Source organism: Streptomyces sp. DI166 (assembly GCF_900091315.1).
Taxonomy (GTDB): domain Bacteria; phylum Actinomycetota; class Actinomycetes; order Streptomycetales; family Streptomycetaceae; genus Streptomyces; species Streptomyces fuscus.
The window spans coordinates 1-14,796 of record NZ_FLSP01000144.1 but is presented as its reverse complement, the minus strand read 5'-3'; the positions used below and the strand labels follow the sequence as shown (position 1 = coordinate 14,796).

Annotated in this window: 14 protein-coding genes and 1 pseudogene; 6 read left to right on the top strand and 9 right to left on the bottom strand. The window is 68.1% G+C overall.

Annotated elements, in window-relative coordinates; genetic code table 11:
- Nucleotides 1-393: 393 nt before the first annotated feature.
- Nucleotides 394-1,202 (top strand): IS5 family transposase gene (locus tag GA0115233_RS37555; RefSeq protein WP_107406495.1). Its coding sequence is split into 2 segments (ribosomal slippage): nucleotides 394-748 and nucleotides 748-1,202, totalling 810 coding nucleotides; the frame shifts between segments, so codons are not numbered across the junction.
- Nucleotides 1,203-1,211: 9 nt separating this feature from the next.
- Here the strand turns inward: GA0115233_RS37555 and GA0115233_RS37550 are convergent.
- The gene (locus GA0115233_RS37550; protein WP_255310487.1) at nucleotides 1,212-2,735 is read right to left on the bottom strand and encodes a gamma-glutamyltransferase; all 1,524 of its coding nucleotides are present in this window, start codon (nucleotides 2,733-2,735) and stop codon (nucleotides 1,212-1,214) included.
- A 145-nt stretch (nucleotides 2,736-2,880) separates the two neighbouring features.
- Nucleotides 2,881-5,451, bottom strand: a complete 2,571-nt coding sequence (locus GA0115233_RS37545; RefSeq protein WP_176712083.1) for a GIY-YIG nuclease family protein — start codon at nucleotides 5,449-5,451, stop codon at nucleotides 2,881-2,883.
- A gap of 705 nt (nucleotides 5,452-6,156) precedes the next feature.
- Between GA0115233_RS37545 and GA0115233_RS37540 the strand changes: the two genes are divergently transcribed.
- From GA0115233_RS37540 to GA0115233_RS37520, 5 genes are all read left to right on the top strand, one after another.
- Complete coding sequence (locus tag GA0115233_RS37540) at nucleotides 6,157-7,398, top strand: hypothetical protein (RefSeq protein ID WP_255310486.1); 1,242 nt, start codon at nucleotides 6,157-6,159, stop codon at nucleotides 7,396-7,398.
- Nucleotides 7,399-7,617: 219 nt separating this feature from the next.
- Complete coding sequence (locus GA0115233_RS37535; RefSeq protein WP_093724906.1) at nucleotides 7,618-7,971, top strand: DUF317 domain-containing protein; 354 nt, start codon at nucleotides 7,618-7,620, stop codon at nucleotides 7,969-7,971.
- A gap of 102 nt (nucleotides 7,972-8,073) precedes the next feature.
- On the top strand, nucleotides 8,074-8,364 hold the full coding sequence (locus GA0115233_RS37530) for a hypothetical protein (protein WP_061915897.1): 291 nt from the start codon (nucleotides 8,074-8,076) through the stop codon (nucleotides 8,362-8,364).
- 15 nt (nucleotides 8,365-8,379) lie between these two features.
- Nucleotides 8,380-9,201 (top strand): DUF317 domain-containing protein, encoded by an 822-nt coding sequence (locus tag GA0115233_RS37525; protein WP_093724904.1) that lies wholly within the window; start codon nucleotides 8,380-8,382, stop codon nucleotides 9,199-9,201.
- Nucleotides 9,202-9,431: 230 nt separating this feature from the next.
- Nucleotides 9,432-9,836 carry a hypothetical protein gene (locus GA0115233_RS37520; protein ID WP_093724902.1) on the top strand — a complete coding sequence of 135 codons (405 nt, stop codon included), beginning with the start codon at nucleotides 9,432-9,434 and terminating at the stop codon, nucleotides 9,834-9,836.
- Between the two features lie 55 nt (nucleotides 9,837-9,891).
- Here the strand turns inward: GA0115233_RS37520 and GA0115233_RS37515 are convergent, their stop codons facing one another.
- The 7 genes and pseudogenes from GA0115233_RS37515 to GA0115233_RS37485 form a co-directional block, all read right to left on the bottom strand.
- Entirely contained in the window at nucleotides 9,892-10,587 is a 696-nt protein-coding gene (locus GA0115233_RS37515; protein ID WP_093724900.1) for a hypothetical protein, read from the bottom strand.
- Nucleotides 10,588-10,666: 79 nt separating this feature from the next.
- A complete protein-coding gene (locus tag GA0115233_RS37510) occupies nucleotides 10,667-11,110 on the bottom strand; it encodes a hypothetical protein (RefSeq protein WP_176712082.1) in 444 nt (147 codons plus the stop codon).
- Nucleotides 11,111-11,552: 442 nt separating this feature from the next.
- Nucleotides 11,553-13,295: a relaxase/mobilization nuclease domain-containing protein gene (locus GA0115233_RS37505; RefSeq protein ID WP_093724898.1), complete on the bottom strand. Its 1,743-nt coding sequence runs from the start codon at nucleotides 13,293-13,295 to the stop codon at nucleotides 11,553-11,555.
- Nucleotides 13,296-13,310: 15 nt separating this feature from the next.
- Entirely contained in the window at nucleotides 13,311-13,610 is a 300-nt protein-coding gene (gene mobC / locus GA0115233_RS42100) for a plasmid mobilization relaxosome protein MobC (protein ID WP_255310485.1), read from the bottom strand.
- 308 nt (nucleotides 13,611-13,918) lie between these two features.
- Nucleotides 13,919-14,155 (bottom strand): hypothetical protein, encoded by a 237-nt coding sequence (locus GA0115233_RS37495; protein ID WP_093724894.1) that lies wholly within the window; start codon nucleotides 14,153-14,155, stop codon nucleotides 13,919-13,921.
- 84 nt (nucleotides 14,156-14,239) lie between these two features.
- Complete coding sequence (locus tag GA0115233_RS37490) at nucleotides 14,240-14,431, bottom strand: hypothetical protein (protein WP_093724892.1); 192 nt, start codon at nucleotides 14,429-14,431, stop codon at nucleotides 14,240-14,242.
- Nucleotides 14,428-14,796: pseudogene (locus GA0115233_RS37485) on the bottom strand (hypothetical protein); the annotation flags it as partial. The gene GA0115233_RS37490 and the pseudogene GA0115233_RS37485, both read right to left, overlap by 4 nt.

The window sequence follows — 14,796 nt, the reverse complement described above, 5'->3', positions numbered from 1 at the left end:
CTGCCGCACGGGCGGCAGCCCCGTCTCCCGACTTGTGACCGTCGCTGTCGATTCAGCCGCGCTCAGAGCCGTAGGCGACGGCACGAAGCCCTCGCAGTTCTGCCCGGCCGCTGCCGGGCAGCCCTCGCGGCAGCGGTCAGAGATCCCATTGCGAACACCCTTCGGTCTACCCCGATACCTTGATCGATGCCATCACGCGCCCGACTGTTCAGCTACGCCCCCACAGCGGCGAATCGGCTCTGTGCGTTCGGTGCTCCAACCGCCAGGCGCCAGCTGCCGCCTGTCATGCCAGCAAGGGGAGCTGCTCCTTGGCGCACCCCCGAACGCTTGGTATCGGCTGATGTGGAGACTTAGACGCCGTTTCTGATGGCGTGATGGCTCGTTGAGCGGTGCATGGCGGATCTGGTGGAGCGGTTGGTACCGGACGAGTTGTGGATCCTGTTTCGGCGGGTGGTCCCGCCGACGGAGGTCATACGCCCGCAGGGCGGCGGCAAACGGAGGGCCGGTGACCGTGAATGCCTGGCGGCGATCATCTTCGTGGCCACCTCGGGCTGCACCTGGCGGCAGTTGCCGCCGGTGTTCGGGCCCGCCTGGCCCACGGTCTATCGTCGCTTCGCCCAATGGAGTCGGGACCGGGTGTGGGCCAGGCTGCACCGGGTCGTCCTCGATGAACTCGGCGCTCGGGGTGAGCTGGACTGGTCGCGATGCGCCATCGACTCCGTCAGCGTCCGGGCGGCAAAAGGGGGCCACTGACCGGACCGAATCCGACCGACCGCGGCAAGCCGGGATCGAAAATCCACCTCATCACCGACCGAAACGGCGTGCCGCTGTCGCTGGGCATCTCCGGCGCCAACACGCACGACAGCCTCGGCCTCAAGCCGCTCGTGCGCGGGATCCCGCCCATCCGCTCCCGCCGCGGCCCGCGCCGCCGGCGCCCGGCCAAGCTCCACGCCGACAAGGGATACGACTACGACCACCTGCGGAAATGGCTTCGCGAGCGTCGCATCCGCCACCGCATCGCCCGCAAGGGCATCGAGTCGTCGACGCGGCTCGGCCGACACCGCTGGGTCGTCGAGAGAACGGTCTCCTGGCTGGCCGGATGCCGCAGGCTGCACCGCCGTTACGAGCGCAAGGCCGAGCACTTCCTGGCCTTCGTCGGCATCGCCGCAACCCTCATCAGCTACCGCCGACTCACCAAGTGAAACGATGTCTTAGGCGCGTGCCGGGGGCAGGTCGTAGCGGCTGACCGCCAGGTAGGTCTCTGGTGTCGCCGCTTCGAGGAGGCTCTCGTCGCCTTCCAGGTCGAGTGCCGGCTCCTGGGATCGGCGCAGCAGGCTGCTCCAGTCGCTCGTCGCACCCCGCTCGTAGGCGTCGCGGAGCAGGAGGCGCAGCCGGGGGCGGGCTTCCTCCTGCTGCTCGCGGAAGATCCGCCGCTGGGTGAGCCGCTGTTCTTCCTGCGCTTCGTCGCTGAGCTCTTGGTCACCGCTCGGCTCGTCCTCGGCGCGCAGTCCTGGAGTGCGCCGGGCGATGGCGAGGTCTTCCTCATGGAGGCGCTCGCAGGCGGCGAAGAGCTTCCGGGACATGCCGAGGTGCACTTCGGTTCCGGGGATGCGGCAGGTGAGGAAGTCGTCGAGCCCCATGGAGCGGATACCGGCGCGCAAGGTGTGCTGCTCGGCTTGGAGCGCTGCTCCGCGGGCATCGGCCCGCATGGCGAGGGTGAGGCCGTCGTGCTCCAGGGGCGTGGTGAGTCCGGTGCGCCGACGACGGGAAGTGCGGTCTGCGGGCACGGGCACGGTGCGCAGTTGCGAGACGGGAGCGGAGCGCAAGGCGAGGTAGGTGAGCATCTGGGCTCGGGCCGCGCCGATGAGCGCGTCGTCGCTGTCGCCGAGGCGGTCTTCCAGGTTGCCCGCGCCCGCCGCCTCCTCGTCGATGCCAGACCCATCAGAGCTGAGGGGCGGCTGGCCAGGGTGCAGGTCGTGGTCGATGGTGAGGAAGAGATCGTCACCGGGACGTACGGACGCTCCGACCAGGACGGTGCGGTGCGCATAGGCGCCGAGGATCTTGCTGCCGGCCGCCAGCTGCGCCCACCCTTTGCGGAGCGTGCCCAGGCCGACGTCGCCACCCTTGGCCTCGATCAGCCAGTACCTCTCCTCTGCCTCGTGGCGTCCCCACAGGTCCGGCAGCTTCTTCTTCGGGTCCTTGAACGTGTCGTACAGAGCGGGGATGGGCCCGCCGAGTTCGAGGTGCTCGGTCTGGCCGAGGCACAGCAACGAACGGCAGGCCCACTCGGTCATCGTCATGCCCAGCCGGTAGCCGGCGGCGTTCTTTGCGCTGCGCTCGGTGCCGTGCGCGTACACCGGGTTCCAGGTCAGGCGCCGGCCCTTGGCCCCAGGCACAGGGTGACGGGGCTCGACGACGTGCGCGCCAAGGTAGGCGTACAGCGGAGAGACCCGAGCGACCAGTTCCCCGTGTGCGTAGCGCGGCTGGTTCTGCAGGTGCGGGGTGACGTCGCGGCCGACTTCGGTGGCAGCCTTGATGATCTCCCGCCACGTGGTGGTCGGGGCGTACCAGCCGTCGGCCGCCGGGAACCCGTCCGATCCCGCCCACGCCTTGTGCTTGGCCGTCCGCCACTGCCGCCGAGGCTTCTTCGCGGGTCCGTTTCGGAACAGGACTGGTATGTCGAAGCTGTCGGGGTAGGTCAGCGGCGGCTCGTCGGGGATGTGCGCGGGGATCATGCGGTTCACTCTGGCATGTGCTCAGACCGCTCCCGGAGCCGGGTATCGAGCCGTCTACGGAGCCGCGGCGCAATCGATCCGGCTGGTAATTCAGTCCTGGCGCTGGAGATGGACACGTCGAGCTGGCCCCCATACCGCACGGTACTCAGGGTCGGTCCCGGCGAACGTCGTTTCGCCGTCGTTCGAGTTGAGGGAGCCAGTGCTCGGGCGGCTGGGGATCCGTGGCTGCTACCGCCCAGCCGTCCTCTTCTTGAGGGTTCCGGGGAGCCCAGGTGCGCGGTGGGCGCAGTGCGAGGACATCCTTGACGAGTGCCCCCATAGCATCAGGAAGGTCCCGGTCAGGATCGTTCAGCAGGAGAGGAATACCCAGCGGGCCCCGTCGGGGGGCTGGTGTCCGGTAGGTGACCTGGCAGGACGCGTTCGCTTCAAAGACGATGCCGCGGGCGTCGGTCGGCCCCTCCTCGTCCGAGAACCAGATCAGCCGGTCGCCGGCTACCAGGCGCTCCCTGCCATGGAGCATGCCGTTCCGCACGGTTCCGTCTCTGTCGAGGAAGGGAACGGGGTCCTCGTAAGCGCCGGGATCGTTGTCGCTGATTCCGGCCACGTGCCCGGGGTCATGCGTGGAGTGGATCTCCAGGAGGTCGCCGTCCGCGTGGGCCATCCAGATGTCGAGAACCTCAGCGGACGAGCTGAGCAGATGGGGGTACGCGGTGAGCACGAACAACTGCCCTGCCCTCAGGGGCAGGACGACTCGGTCATTCGCGGGCAGGCGATGAAGCGCAGGGATCGGCTCCCAGCTGTTGATACCGGTTACCTCCCTCTGGCACCGGCGGATCGCCTCGATGGCCGTGTCAAGGGAGACGCGGAAAAACTCCTTGCTTGCGTTAACGCGTTGGGCGGTGAGGAGGCGGTGGACAGCCTGTTCGACGTCTTTGGGCCGGGATGTGTGGGCCCTGAAGAGCACGTCGAAGGGGAAGGGGACCGATGTGCCCGACAGGTTCTTGGCTCGGTCCTCCGCGAGCAGGTCTGTGTAGCCGATCTTGAGCATGTCCGGGAAGGCAGGGTTCCGCTGGACGTACACGAACCCAGTGGTCCGAGGAGGGGGCAGAGGAGTCCCGTTGCCCGTCTTCCGTGAGCTGCCGGTTCTCTGGTGCCTCTTGGTGCCCCTGGAGAATCCGGAGAGCGTGACTGGCGGGTCGGACGACAGTACTTCGATCCCACCTTCGAGGTTGTGACGGGATGAGACGGTTATGCGGCGTCCCGAGGAGAAGTGCTCCACCTCAGCGCGGGACAGACAGCGCAACGCTTCTTCGAGCGGTTCGATCCCCTCATGTTCGTCGTAGTCGCGGTTACGGAAGTCTGGCAGGGAGCGGGCCAGTGCATTGGTGGCGGCTTCCGTGATCAGACTGGCGAGCTCCGGACCGATGTGTGCGTACACAGTGCCTAGGTGGGTGGACTCGATTTCGTCGTACTCGTTGTGTGCTTGGGCATAGAGGTCGATAGGGACGCCGGCACGCTTCGCGATGAGGAGCAGCTCGCAGGCGTGGCCTGGGTTGTCCAGGTCGAAGACGAAGTGGGCGTGCATGCCCGGCGACTCCGTCCTGGGCTTACGGCAGATGAGTAGAAGGCGGTTCCGATGTTCGGGATCCCGCTCGAAACCGAGGGGCAGCACCCCCTCTGTGAATGCGGCGAGGGCAGCCTCCGCCTCTGCTGCGGTTCGGACGATGATGTTCCACCAGGGCAGAGGGCCGAAGGTGCCGTGTACCGCTTCGGCATCAGGAACACAGGAACTGCCTGGGTACGACTGCCGGAAGTCGAGGGAGTGGTTCAGGAAGGTCTGAATGCAGGCGTCCTGGAAGCGCTCCTGATGGGTGCGCGCCCGCAGCATGTCGCGCTCTGTGTCGCTCAGGCAGCCGATCGCCTCGCCGAGCATCTCTAGCTGCTCGTTGACCAGTTTCAAGGCTCGGGCGATCACTGGCCGCAGAGCGTGATTCTTCCGGAGCTGTCGGCTTACCTCTCGAAGGTGCTCCTTGGCCGCGGTGCAGTAGGCCACATCTGCGCCCAACTTCCATAGGTGCCTGGCCTCGTCGGCGGGAAACTGCGCCAGCCACAGGCGATGAGCGTCGTTGCCCTTCCTGATCAAGGCAACTGAGGCGGCATGCCGCACATGAGCGTCGCGTTCCGCTTCCAGCCTGGACCAGATGGTGTCGGAGTACGCATCAAGAGATATGACTGAGAGAGGCACCAGAGCCTCTCCGGTGCGAGCCTCCACGCCCCAGTGCCGGGCCAGTTCCCTGGCCACTTGGGCGGCGGTCGCCGCGCGGGACGACCGACGTGACCAGTGGTCCAGGAGGAGGGCATACGTGCTCTCTGGATCCGCAGCGCGCAGTCCGAGGCCGAACAGCAGGACGGAACCGACAAGGCCGTCGCGCTCCACGTGCCGGCGGACATGCTCGACCAGGCTGGTGAGTTGATCCGTGTCAGGCTTGGGATCGGCGAAGACCGGGTGCTTTGCCAGCAGTCCCGTGATGTGCGCGGTGGACCGGCCACGCGCGTCCAAGACGGCGATCCGCAGGATCAGGAGGGCACGCAATAGATCCAGATCACTCGGGTTACCGACGATCCGCGCCGGATCCAGCAACGGGTGGTGGCGACCGACAGAGGTGGCAATCCCCGCGCAGATCTTCTGGATCCACTGCTCGCGCAGGTCGGTCAAGCCAGTAGCGGAAGGCACAGCTCTAATCCCCCTGTTAGACAAGGACGGTAATGGAACCCTCTCCGACATCCGCACCGGAGACCGTCCTCGTGAAAGCTCTGCCGGCGCGTGCTGTCGGCGACCTGTGGGACATGCAGGCGCCTGGCAGACGCCATGCCCATCAGCCCTGATGGCCTGGAGGGCCACGGCCAGGCAGCTCATCATCCTGGCCTGTCGCATCTGCGGAGTGTAGGAGGTGCCGCTGACAAGAGACCCGCATCGCGACGTTCCCGCTGACTTCCTCGGGCCCGTGACGGTGTGGGAAGCCCCCACGACTCGGTTCGCTGTCAAGCGCCTGGATCAGATGCCAGGGCGATTGGCTTCACAGTTGTAGGTTCTCGACTTCAGTGTCAGGCGCCGGCCCTGTGACCTGGATATTTCCCTTGAGTCTCACGATGTGTCGGCAGGCTGCTGTCTCAGATCGGTGTCATTTCCTCAGGCTGTCCAGCAGGCTGCAACGCGCCCCGGGGCGTCACGAACCTGCATCGGCAACCATCCGTTCCATCCACTCACACACCTTCGTTGCACACGAACGTCCCGAGCGTCGTCGCCGACAAGCGCCTGCGGGACTACGGACGGGTTGATCAGCCCATAATTGGAGTCAGTGCCGAGCGACCCGGCGCATCGCACCCGCCCCGGGCGCACTCACCGCGATCGGAGAGCATCGTGAAGAACAGCGCGTTGTGGCGAGTGGTTGACAATGAGAGTGGTACCCAGTCCATCGTCAGCTCGCCCTCCGAGGCGGTCGCGTTCGTCAACAGCCGGTTCGACACCGATGACGACGAGGAGCCGTTCAGCATCACCGAGGTCGGTCCTCTCCTTCCTAAGCCGCTCGGGGTCATCACCGCATGGGCAGCCAAGAAGGACGGCGAGCGAACCGACGGGCGTACTGCCCCGATCACCATCAGGCCGGTTGTGACGGACAACGCCAGCGAGTGCGATGACGTCGTGCTCTGGGGCGACGTGTACGTCTCCTGGGACCACGACATGTACACCGTCGAGGAGCCGGACAGCTCCGAGTACAGCGAGGCTTACAGCGCAGCCGAGTTGAGCGCGATCCTCGACGAGTACGCCGACGACTACGAGTACGCGCCTGAAGGGCCCGACAGCCACAGGTGGCCGAAACCGGAAGAGCTGATCACCTACGGCGCCCAGGAGTGCGCCAAGCGGTTCGGGCACCTCGACGACGACGCCCTGTTGTGGCTCGCTGCCACCCGCATCACGCTCGCCGTGTGGCGCAACACACCCGTCGAGAACTGGCATGCCGGGAAGAGTCCGCTGCACGACGGCACAATGATGCGGATCAACACGGCAACCACCCGACTCGTGCGCTCGATGCTGTCGTTCGACCATGTCGACTGGATCGGTCTCGGTCTCGCGATCGTCAACCCGTCCCGGGTTCTACCGACCGGGCAGTCTGTGCTCGAGCTCGGGCTGGCCTGCCACAACCCTGACGACCCGGCACACGAGGTTGATCCGCGCGTAGAACTCGCGGAGATGGCACAGGTCGCGATCTCATGGGGGCGAAGGTACTGCCTTAGCGAGAAGGAGTTCGGCCTGAGAACCCTGATTGAATCCTTCTGCGCGTCCGACAACGGCTGGTTCGGAGCACCGAGTTGGGGGCGCATCGTCGATCGGTTCCTTACGGCTGTCGACGACCGGGAGAATGCGCACTGGCGCATACACCGGGACAAGCCTTGGTTCGACGAGTGGTTCACCAACCGGCCGGCCGACATTGCGGACACCACGGAATTTCGTCGGCTGCTCCTTGCCGGGCCCGACCTGCTGTCCGAGGAGGCCGCCGAATGGTGCGTGGAAGGTGCCATCGGCTACGTCTGCCAGGACGACCACGCAAACGGCTGCCCGCGGTGCGGTATCCCGCTGGCAACGGAGTCCTCAAACGAGTGACGGCAGTGGCCAGCGATTGTCAATCCCGTGTCAGTTCGGCCAGTCACATGACATCGCGACTGAGAAAATGACACGGGATCTGAGAACCTACAACTGTCCAAGGACGACAGTTCGCCGGGGGCAGACAGGAAAGATCACGGAAAGACTGGCCAACCTGCGCGGGAGCATGTCAACGTAGACGACCTTGCAAGAAACCCCAGGTCAGAGAGGTGATTGTCTGTGACCGTGGCTTCCGTCGGCCCCGGTTTCTCCACCACCGTCGAAGCCCTGCGGCTGCGCGAGTGGCAGCTGGGCCCTGGCCAGCCCACGCTCGTCATGGACCAGTTCTGCGCCGAGGACTTCAACCTCATCGTGGACGACCGTGCGGACGTGCACGTCAGCTCCAAGGACGGCCGGTTCTACCTCGGCTGGTTCCCGCTCGGTCGTCCCGGCACCGACGGCGAGGGATGGAAGATCGCCGTCACCGGAACCGCCAAGGTACCCGGCTACCAGCTGTCGTTCGACACCGAGACGCCGGCCGACATCGTCGCTGCCGCCGTGGCGCGCGTGCTGGAAACCTCGCGTCGCGTATGACAGTGCCCCACGCGTAGTCCTCGCTGGGAGGGTGGTCGGCTGACTGCCAGGCCGTCGGCTAACTCCACCGCTGACCGTTTTCCTCACCCAAGGAGGCCGTTCATGACGTCCACGGAGATGACCGTCGGCGATCTCATCGACCTGCTGTCCGGTTGCGACCGCAGTGCTCCCGTCCGCCAGGCCATGAACCCGTTCTTTCCGATGGCACACCGCTTGGCGCAAGTCGTGCAGTCCGTGGATGAGACCGGCCAAACCGTCGTGTACCTCGCCGAAGGCCGAGACGAGGGCTCACAGCTCGGTCATCTGCCGCCCGAGGTCGCTGTCGCCCTGACCTGGCAAGGCGACACGCAGGCACCGCCGCGCCGCCCCCGCCGCCGTGCCGGCGGTAACTAGACCCGCACCGAGCCCTTGGAGGCGCCCCTGTATCCCGGATTCCCGCCCGACCCGTCCACTCCACGTGGCGGCCAGCCTGCGTTCTGGGTCGGCCCCCGGCATCTGGCCGGTGACGATGGGCGGCTCTACGACACCGTCGCCGACACGCTCGCCGGCCTGGGCTGGACGAGCCTGACGATCGTCCGCGGACGCCACGAGCCGGACGAGGCACCCGAGGGCCGCCAGGTCCTGCGCAGCACCGTCCTGCACATCAGCCCCGACACCCTCCGATGGGCCCAGTGGAGCCTGGCGGACGAACCGTTCCACTTGGGGGACCTGCCGATCGCGTGGCAGATCTCCGCCCGCGCTGACACGAGCAGCCCGCTAGCCCAATGGTCGGCCTACTTCACCCCCGACGTCCCTGGCGAGGCCGTGTCCGACTTCCTCGTCGCGCTCGACGCCCGCGACCAGGCCGCCATGCCGCTCGCCGGCCCCGAGATGGTCCTCGACGCGGTCGCCGCACACGGCTGGCTCCGCGACATCGACCAGCCCCAGGCGGCAGCGACGGACCCGACGTTCACCTCGCACATGAGCCTCGGCGAGGTTCCGCCGCTCATCCAGGACGCCGACCCTCGCGCCCTGATCACTGAGACCGAAGAGGCTGGGCTGGCCGGTTGGCAGGCGTGGGCCGAGCCCGCGCTCGGCGCACCGTGCCTGTGGGCAGCCTCCTTCGGTTCCAGCGTCCCGCACGACCTCGTGGCAGCCTTCGCCGCCTCCCTCAGCTCGACGGCACCGGTCCTGCGACGGGTGCTGCCTGAGGCCACCCGGGAGCGGCTCCTGCGCGCGCCGGCCATCTAACGCCCCGCCGTTGCCTTTCCTCTCAAACACACAGCCCGGCCTTTTCCGAAATGGAGGGCCGGGCTTCGTGCTCACGGGCTGGCACTTGTGTGCACACAACGCGCTGTTGGCTTTCCCTGGCAGCAGAGACGGGTCCCGGCTCGCGAGAGGCGCAGTCGCTGCCTGAAACTGCTCCTCGATGTTCGGTGAAGGGTTTGCCACCCTGTGACGCCAGGCTGCAGGATGCAGCAATGCACCTCGGCCCCGGCGTCCTTCTTGTCCTCGTCTTTGGCGTCGCCGTGATCGTCGCGCTGAAGGTCCGTTCACACCGCAAACGCACGGCCACCCTCGCGGCACAGTGGCAGGCGTTCCAACAGCACAGGAATGCAGGCCGAGGAGATCTTCTTCAGATCACGCGGGTCTACCAGCGCGGACGCCGCGGGTCGAAGGCCGTTGTGACCTGGTGCGACACCGGTCGACAACAGGACGCCTGGTTCTGGAACTGGCACGTCCCCGCGGGCGCGTACCTGCTCGTCAATGCCTCTAGCGGCTATGGACCCCACAGCCACAATCCGAACGTGCTCTACGTACAGCCCGGCCAGGTCCAAGCCTGGGTCCCCGCCCAGGCGGCGCGCGCTGCTCAGCGCGTCGGCTGACGCGCTGCTGCCCCCCGACCACCATAGCCGGGGGGCAGCAGCATGACCGGGCAGGTCAGCCGGTTGCTGTGGCCTTGGCGAGGGCCTTGTAGAGGTGGCGGTCGACGAGGGCCGGAGCGCCGGAGACGATCAGCAGCAGATTGCCGTCCCGGATCGCGGTCTGCTTCACCACGGTGCTGCGCCCGGCGGTGGAGAACGTCAGGAGCTGGCTCCACTGCTGATCCCCGAGTCGTCGGGGCGCGGGCAGCTTCTGCGCGGTTATGTCGATCGGTGTGCCGCCCGCGACGACCTGATAGGCGGGACAGCCGGTCATGGCGTCGAAGATCCGTCCGATGCCGGCGGACAGCTTGTTTGCCGTGTCGCTGTAGAGCTCCTCGGAGAACTCCGAGGAGCTGTCGCCGTAGGTGAAGGCGGCCTTCGCCTTGCGCGGGAAGGTGAGCGTGCCGCCGGTCGCCGCGCCGCCGCCCAGCTCGCTCAGGGCCGGGCAGCCGATGACGGTGACGTCGTCGTGCTGGGCAGGACGCTGCGACTTGGACAGGTAGCCGCTGCCGAGGTCGCTCTGGTCGAGCAGACGGGACTCGAGCGCGGCCGAGGAGAGCGCGGCTGGCTTGTGGACCGCGCCGGAAAGCATTCCGGTCCGGGCGGAGGAGGGGGTCTGGTGCTTGGCCCCGGTGGTGTCGGTGGAGCAGGCCGGCAGGGCGAGGAGGGCGGCGGTGATGCCGAGGGCGGTGGTGGCGACGCGAACGCGCATGACGGAACTGACCCCTTGGTGCTAGGCGACGGGTGGTCAGTGCGGGCCCGAGGGCCCGGTGGGGTCGTAGGAGTGGTGGTCAGTGCCCGAGGTGGCGCAGGCAGTCCTCGAACGTGGCGTGCGTCGCGTCCGCCGGTCCGCTGTTCCGGTTGAACCACGCCGTGTCGAGGCGGGTCTCCTGCCGTTGGTGGCCTGCTCGGCAGCGCAGCCAGATCTCGCCGCGGGTGGAGAGGATGAGCCAGTCCCGGTAGGCGCCGCACTCGGCGCAGGCCGCCATCTCGCCGTCGAGGACGAGGGGCTGCTTCCACGGCATCATCTTGCCGTCGACCTGGTCGTGGCTCGGCACGCGCAGCTCCGGCGGAAGGAAGTCGTCCACGAGGCGGGCCGGCTCGGCGGGCTCCGGTTCGGCCGCTGGCACCCCAATGCCTGGCGGGACCTGGCCCTGCATCCGCGCGTGCAGCTCGGCGAACTGCCTTTGAGCTTCGGTCGGCTCTTTCGCCCGGCGGCGTATCCGGTGAAACACCCTGGCGCCCTCCTCTACTTCGTCACCTCGTCCTGCGCGCTTCAAGATCGTGCGCCACGTCCCCGACGGTTGCAATTCACAAAGTCCACAGCCGCCTTCGGCCAGGTCATCTGGGGTGCTCCGGCTTCTCGATTGCCTGGATGACGAGTTGGCCACCGTGCGTGTCTTCGTGCTGCGAGATGCCGCTTTCACGGTGTGCCCGATCACACGTCGCCGTTTCCCTCGACCGCCCAACTCCGCGACGCCTACTGGCTCGACTCACCTCATCTACGTCATGCTCGCCTGTCCTGTAGGTGCGCGGATTTCGACGGCCTTCACATCGAACCTGGTCGTCACCGAGGTTCGATGTGGCGTACGGCCATGCCGAGGCTTGCGAGCGGAGCGGTGGTGCTGTCCCTTCTTTCGGTGATGCGCTGAGACCGCGTGCCGGCACCTGTCGGGCTCACCGCGTCTTACGCGATGCCTCCTCTCCGCTGCGCCGCCTGCCGGGCGCGGAGGTTTTGGTCGTCGTCCCGCGCGTTGCGGACCGGCTCCCCGTGGTGCTGCTCTCGGGCAGGTGGGAGGCGTCTGCGGGCAGGTCGGCCGTCCGCCGCATCCGCCACACGAGCACGTCGCTCACGGAGGCCGCGGTACCGAGTTCACGGCGTTCGGCTACGTCGGACAGGAGGGTGGCCGGGTCGTGGCCCGCGGCTTCTGCCTCCGCGATGGTCGCTGCCAGGGCGTACCAGCCGGGCTCGGCGAGGATCTGCTCGGCCAGCTCCGGCAGCGCCTCGCGCAGCAGCACGGTCTGCCGCTGGAGTATCGGCCGGCTCATACGCCGGCCTCGTTGGTAGAGCGCTCCGAGGGGCTGGGCGGCGGCGGTCTGGTAGGCGGTACGCAGGTGCTCGGCGGCCCGGGCGGCGGCCTCGGCCTGCTGAGCGTGGCCCTTTCTGGCGTGCCAGTGCGCGGCGGCGGTGATGAGGAAGAACAGCATGTCGATGGCCATCGCCGTGGTGGCGCCGTCCTCACCGCGGCCGAGGGCCGGGCCGCCGTGGACGAGGTCGCGGGCGGCCTGCCGCAGGGCTCGGTCGTGCCCGCGTAGGGCGCGGACATGGGAGCGCGAGGCACGTTCGAAGGCCGTAGCCGCGTCCCGGAGTTCGCGGCGGGTGTGGGCGGCGGACGTCTTTGCGAGGGCATCCAGGACCTCGCCGACCGCGGCGATGTGGGCAGCGGCGATCGCATCGTCGCCGTGCTCGACGACGAGGACGGCCTGCCAGGCAGCTGATGCCGTGCTGCGGCGGGCGGAGGCCGGAGCGCCCGGTCCCGTACGGGGTGCTTGCTGTTGCCGGGCGGCTGGGTTGTCCTGGGCGTCGCCGGACCAGCGCTCTCGGATGCGGGGCAGCGAGAGATCGGGGGCGAGGCGCGCGCCGGGGTAGAAGACCGGCTCGCCGTCCTTGTTGAGGTCGTCGGGCAGAGCGACCTTGTATCCGAGGAGGTCGCCGGAGGGCGCGGCACGCTTGCGGATCAGGAGACCTGCGGCGGCGAGCCGGTCGAAGAATTCCTCGTCGCTCCTCGCGCCGGTCACCGCGCGCCGTACCGTTTCCCGCAGTTCCTCGCGGGCGGTGCGCTCGCGGCCCTGGCGCTCGGCCTTGTGGCGCTCAGCGCTGGTGGGTCGCTTCGCGCCGGTGCCGTCGCCCTTGTTCAGGCGGCGCAGGCCGAGTTCGGCTTCGAGGGTGCGGGCTTGGGCCTGGACCCGGACGGCGTCATGGTCGAGGTCGGGCTTGAACCCGTCCTCGCGCACGAGGGTGGCGATGATGTGGATGTGGTCGTCGGCGTGCCGGACCGCCGCCCATCGGCATCCGGCGCCTTCCTCGGGGTCGTCGATGCCGGCGGCGGCCACCATGCGCCGGGCGACCTCGCACCATTCCTCGTCGCTCAGAATCCGGTCTTCTTCGGCGTTGCGGACCGAGAGGTGCCACACATGCTTCTTGGGCCGGTCGGCCTGCTCGACGTTCTCGACGGGCTGATCGAGGAGCTGCTGGAGCTGTTTGAGCGTGGCGGACGGGTCACGGCCGGGGTCGGGGGCGTTGCCATCCCAGGAGGCGACCAGGTGCGGGTCGGTGTGCTCTTCGAACTTGCCCGGCCCGTAGAGGTAGGAGAGGAGGCCGATGGTGCGCTGTCCGCGCTTCTGGATCCTGGGGATCATGCCGGTGAGGGGGTCCTAGTCCTGGTGGAGGAGCCGGTCGGTGGCGTGCTGGACGCGCTGGACTGCGCGGTCGGTGGCCGCGATGACCACGTCGAGTTCGTGCGGGTGCCCTCCGGCGTTGACCGCTCGGGCGACCTGGTTCAAGTTGCCGCCGACATGACCGAGGTGCCGACGGGCGGCGAACAACTCGGCGATCACCTCACGCTCGCCGGCGACGGCACTCGCGGTCCGTTCAAGGTCGCGGGCGGCGGACAGGGCAGCGCGGGCGAGGAAGCCAGCGAGAGTGAGGCCGGCGGCCTTCGCGCCAGCGGTCACGAGGGCGAGTTCGTCGTCGCTGAAGCGGGTGTTGCGGACATGGGGGCGCTGACGACGCTGGTACTTGCGGCGGCGCGTGCGCGGCTGCTCACGTCCGTCCTTTATCCCCTCTGGCTGCGATCCGCCCTCGGTCGCAGCCTCCTCGTCTGGCGTCCCCCGGCGCCGGACGAGCCCCTGCCCCCCAGGGGCAGGGGAACCCTTGGATACTCCGCTCAAGGCGGAGTATCCAAGGGGATAACTTGCTCGCCCCGAGACCGAGTTGGAGTCACCAGCAGGTTCCGGGGTGGTGCCGTTCTGGGTGGGGTTCGTCATCGGGATTCGGGCCTCGTAGAGCGGGTGTGGTGCTGGATGGTTGCGGCCAGCGCGAGGACGTCGGCCGGTCCTATGAGGACGCGGACGGGTCCGTCGGGCTGGTCCTGGACGAGCCACTGGCCGCTCGGCGTAAGGACGGCCGCGTGCAGGAGCCGCCGGCGGACCAGGACGTCCGCCCAGGCGCCGGCCTCGACGACTGTGGGCTCGGATGAGCGAGTAGGTCGCGCGATCACGGCGTTTCTCCTCAAGTGCGGCGGCCCGGCACAGAGCCGGGCCGCCGGTTGCGATTAGGGGCGTTGAGCTGGGGCTTTGCAGATTCAGCCGCACTCGGGGCAGCGACCGACGTGGCTGCTGAGCGCCCGTGCCATCCGCTGCTTCGTCGAGGCAGCCTGCTTCGCGCTGGATTTCGCCGCCGGCCTGCCCTCGTGCCGCTTGGAGTGGGCGAGCATGAAGCCGATCTCCCGCTCGTACTCCGCACGGACGGCGTCGAACTGGTGGCAGGTCTTCACGGGGCGGTGCTCCTTGCTGTAGTGGTGGCGTCGCTCCGCAGTTGCTGGAGCACGAGGCTGAGCCGGTCGTTCCGGCCGCCCTTCAGGCCCTCGCGGCGAAGGATCTCTCGCAGCTGGACCCGGGTGACGGACTCGTTGCCGTCCCGTTCGAGCAGGGCAGGGACGTGCGGACGGACCTGCTGGACGAGCTGGTCCACCGACTGCTCCGGCTCGCGCGGCGGACGCTGCGTCTGCGGGGTGCGGGACCGGGTGCGCTTCCCCTTGGTCTTCGTCCGCGGCTTCGGAGTCGTCTTCCGGCGGAGAGGGACCTTGTGCCCCCGGTCCTCGGTGGGCTCGGTCCCCGTGTCGGTCCCCGGTCCCGGTCC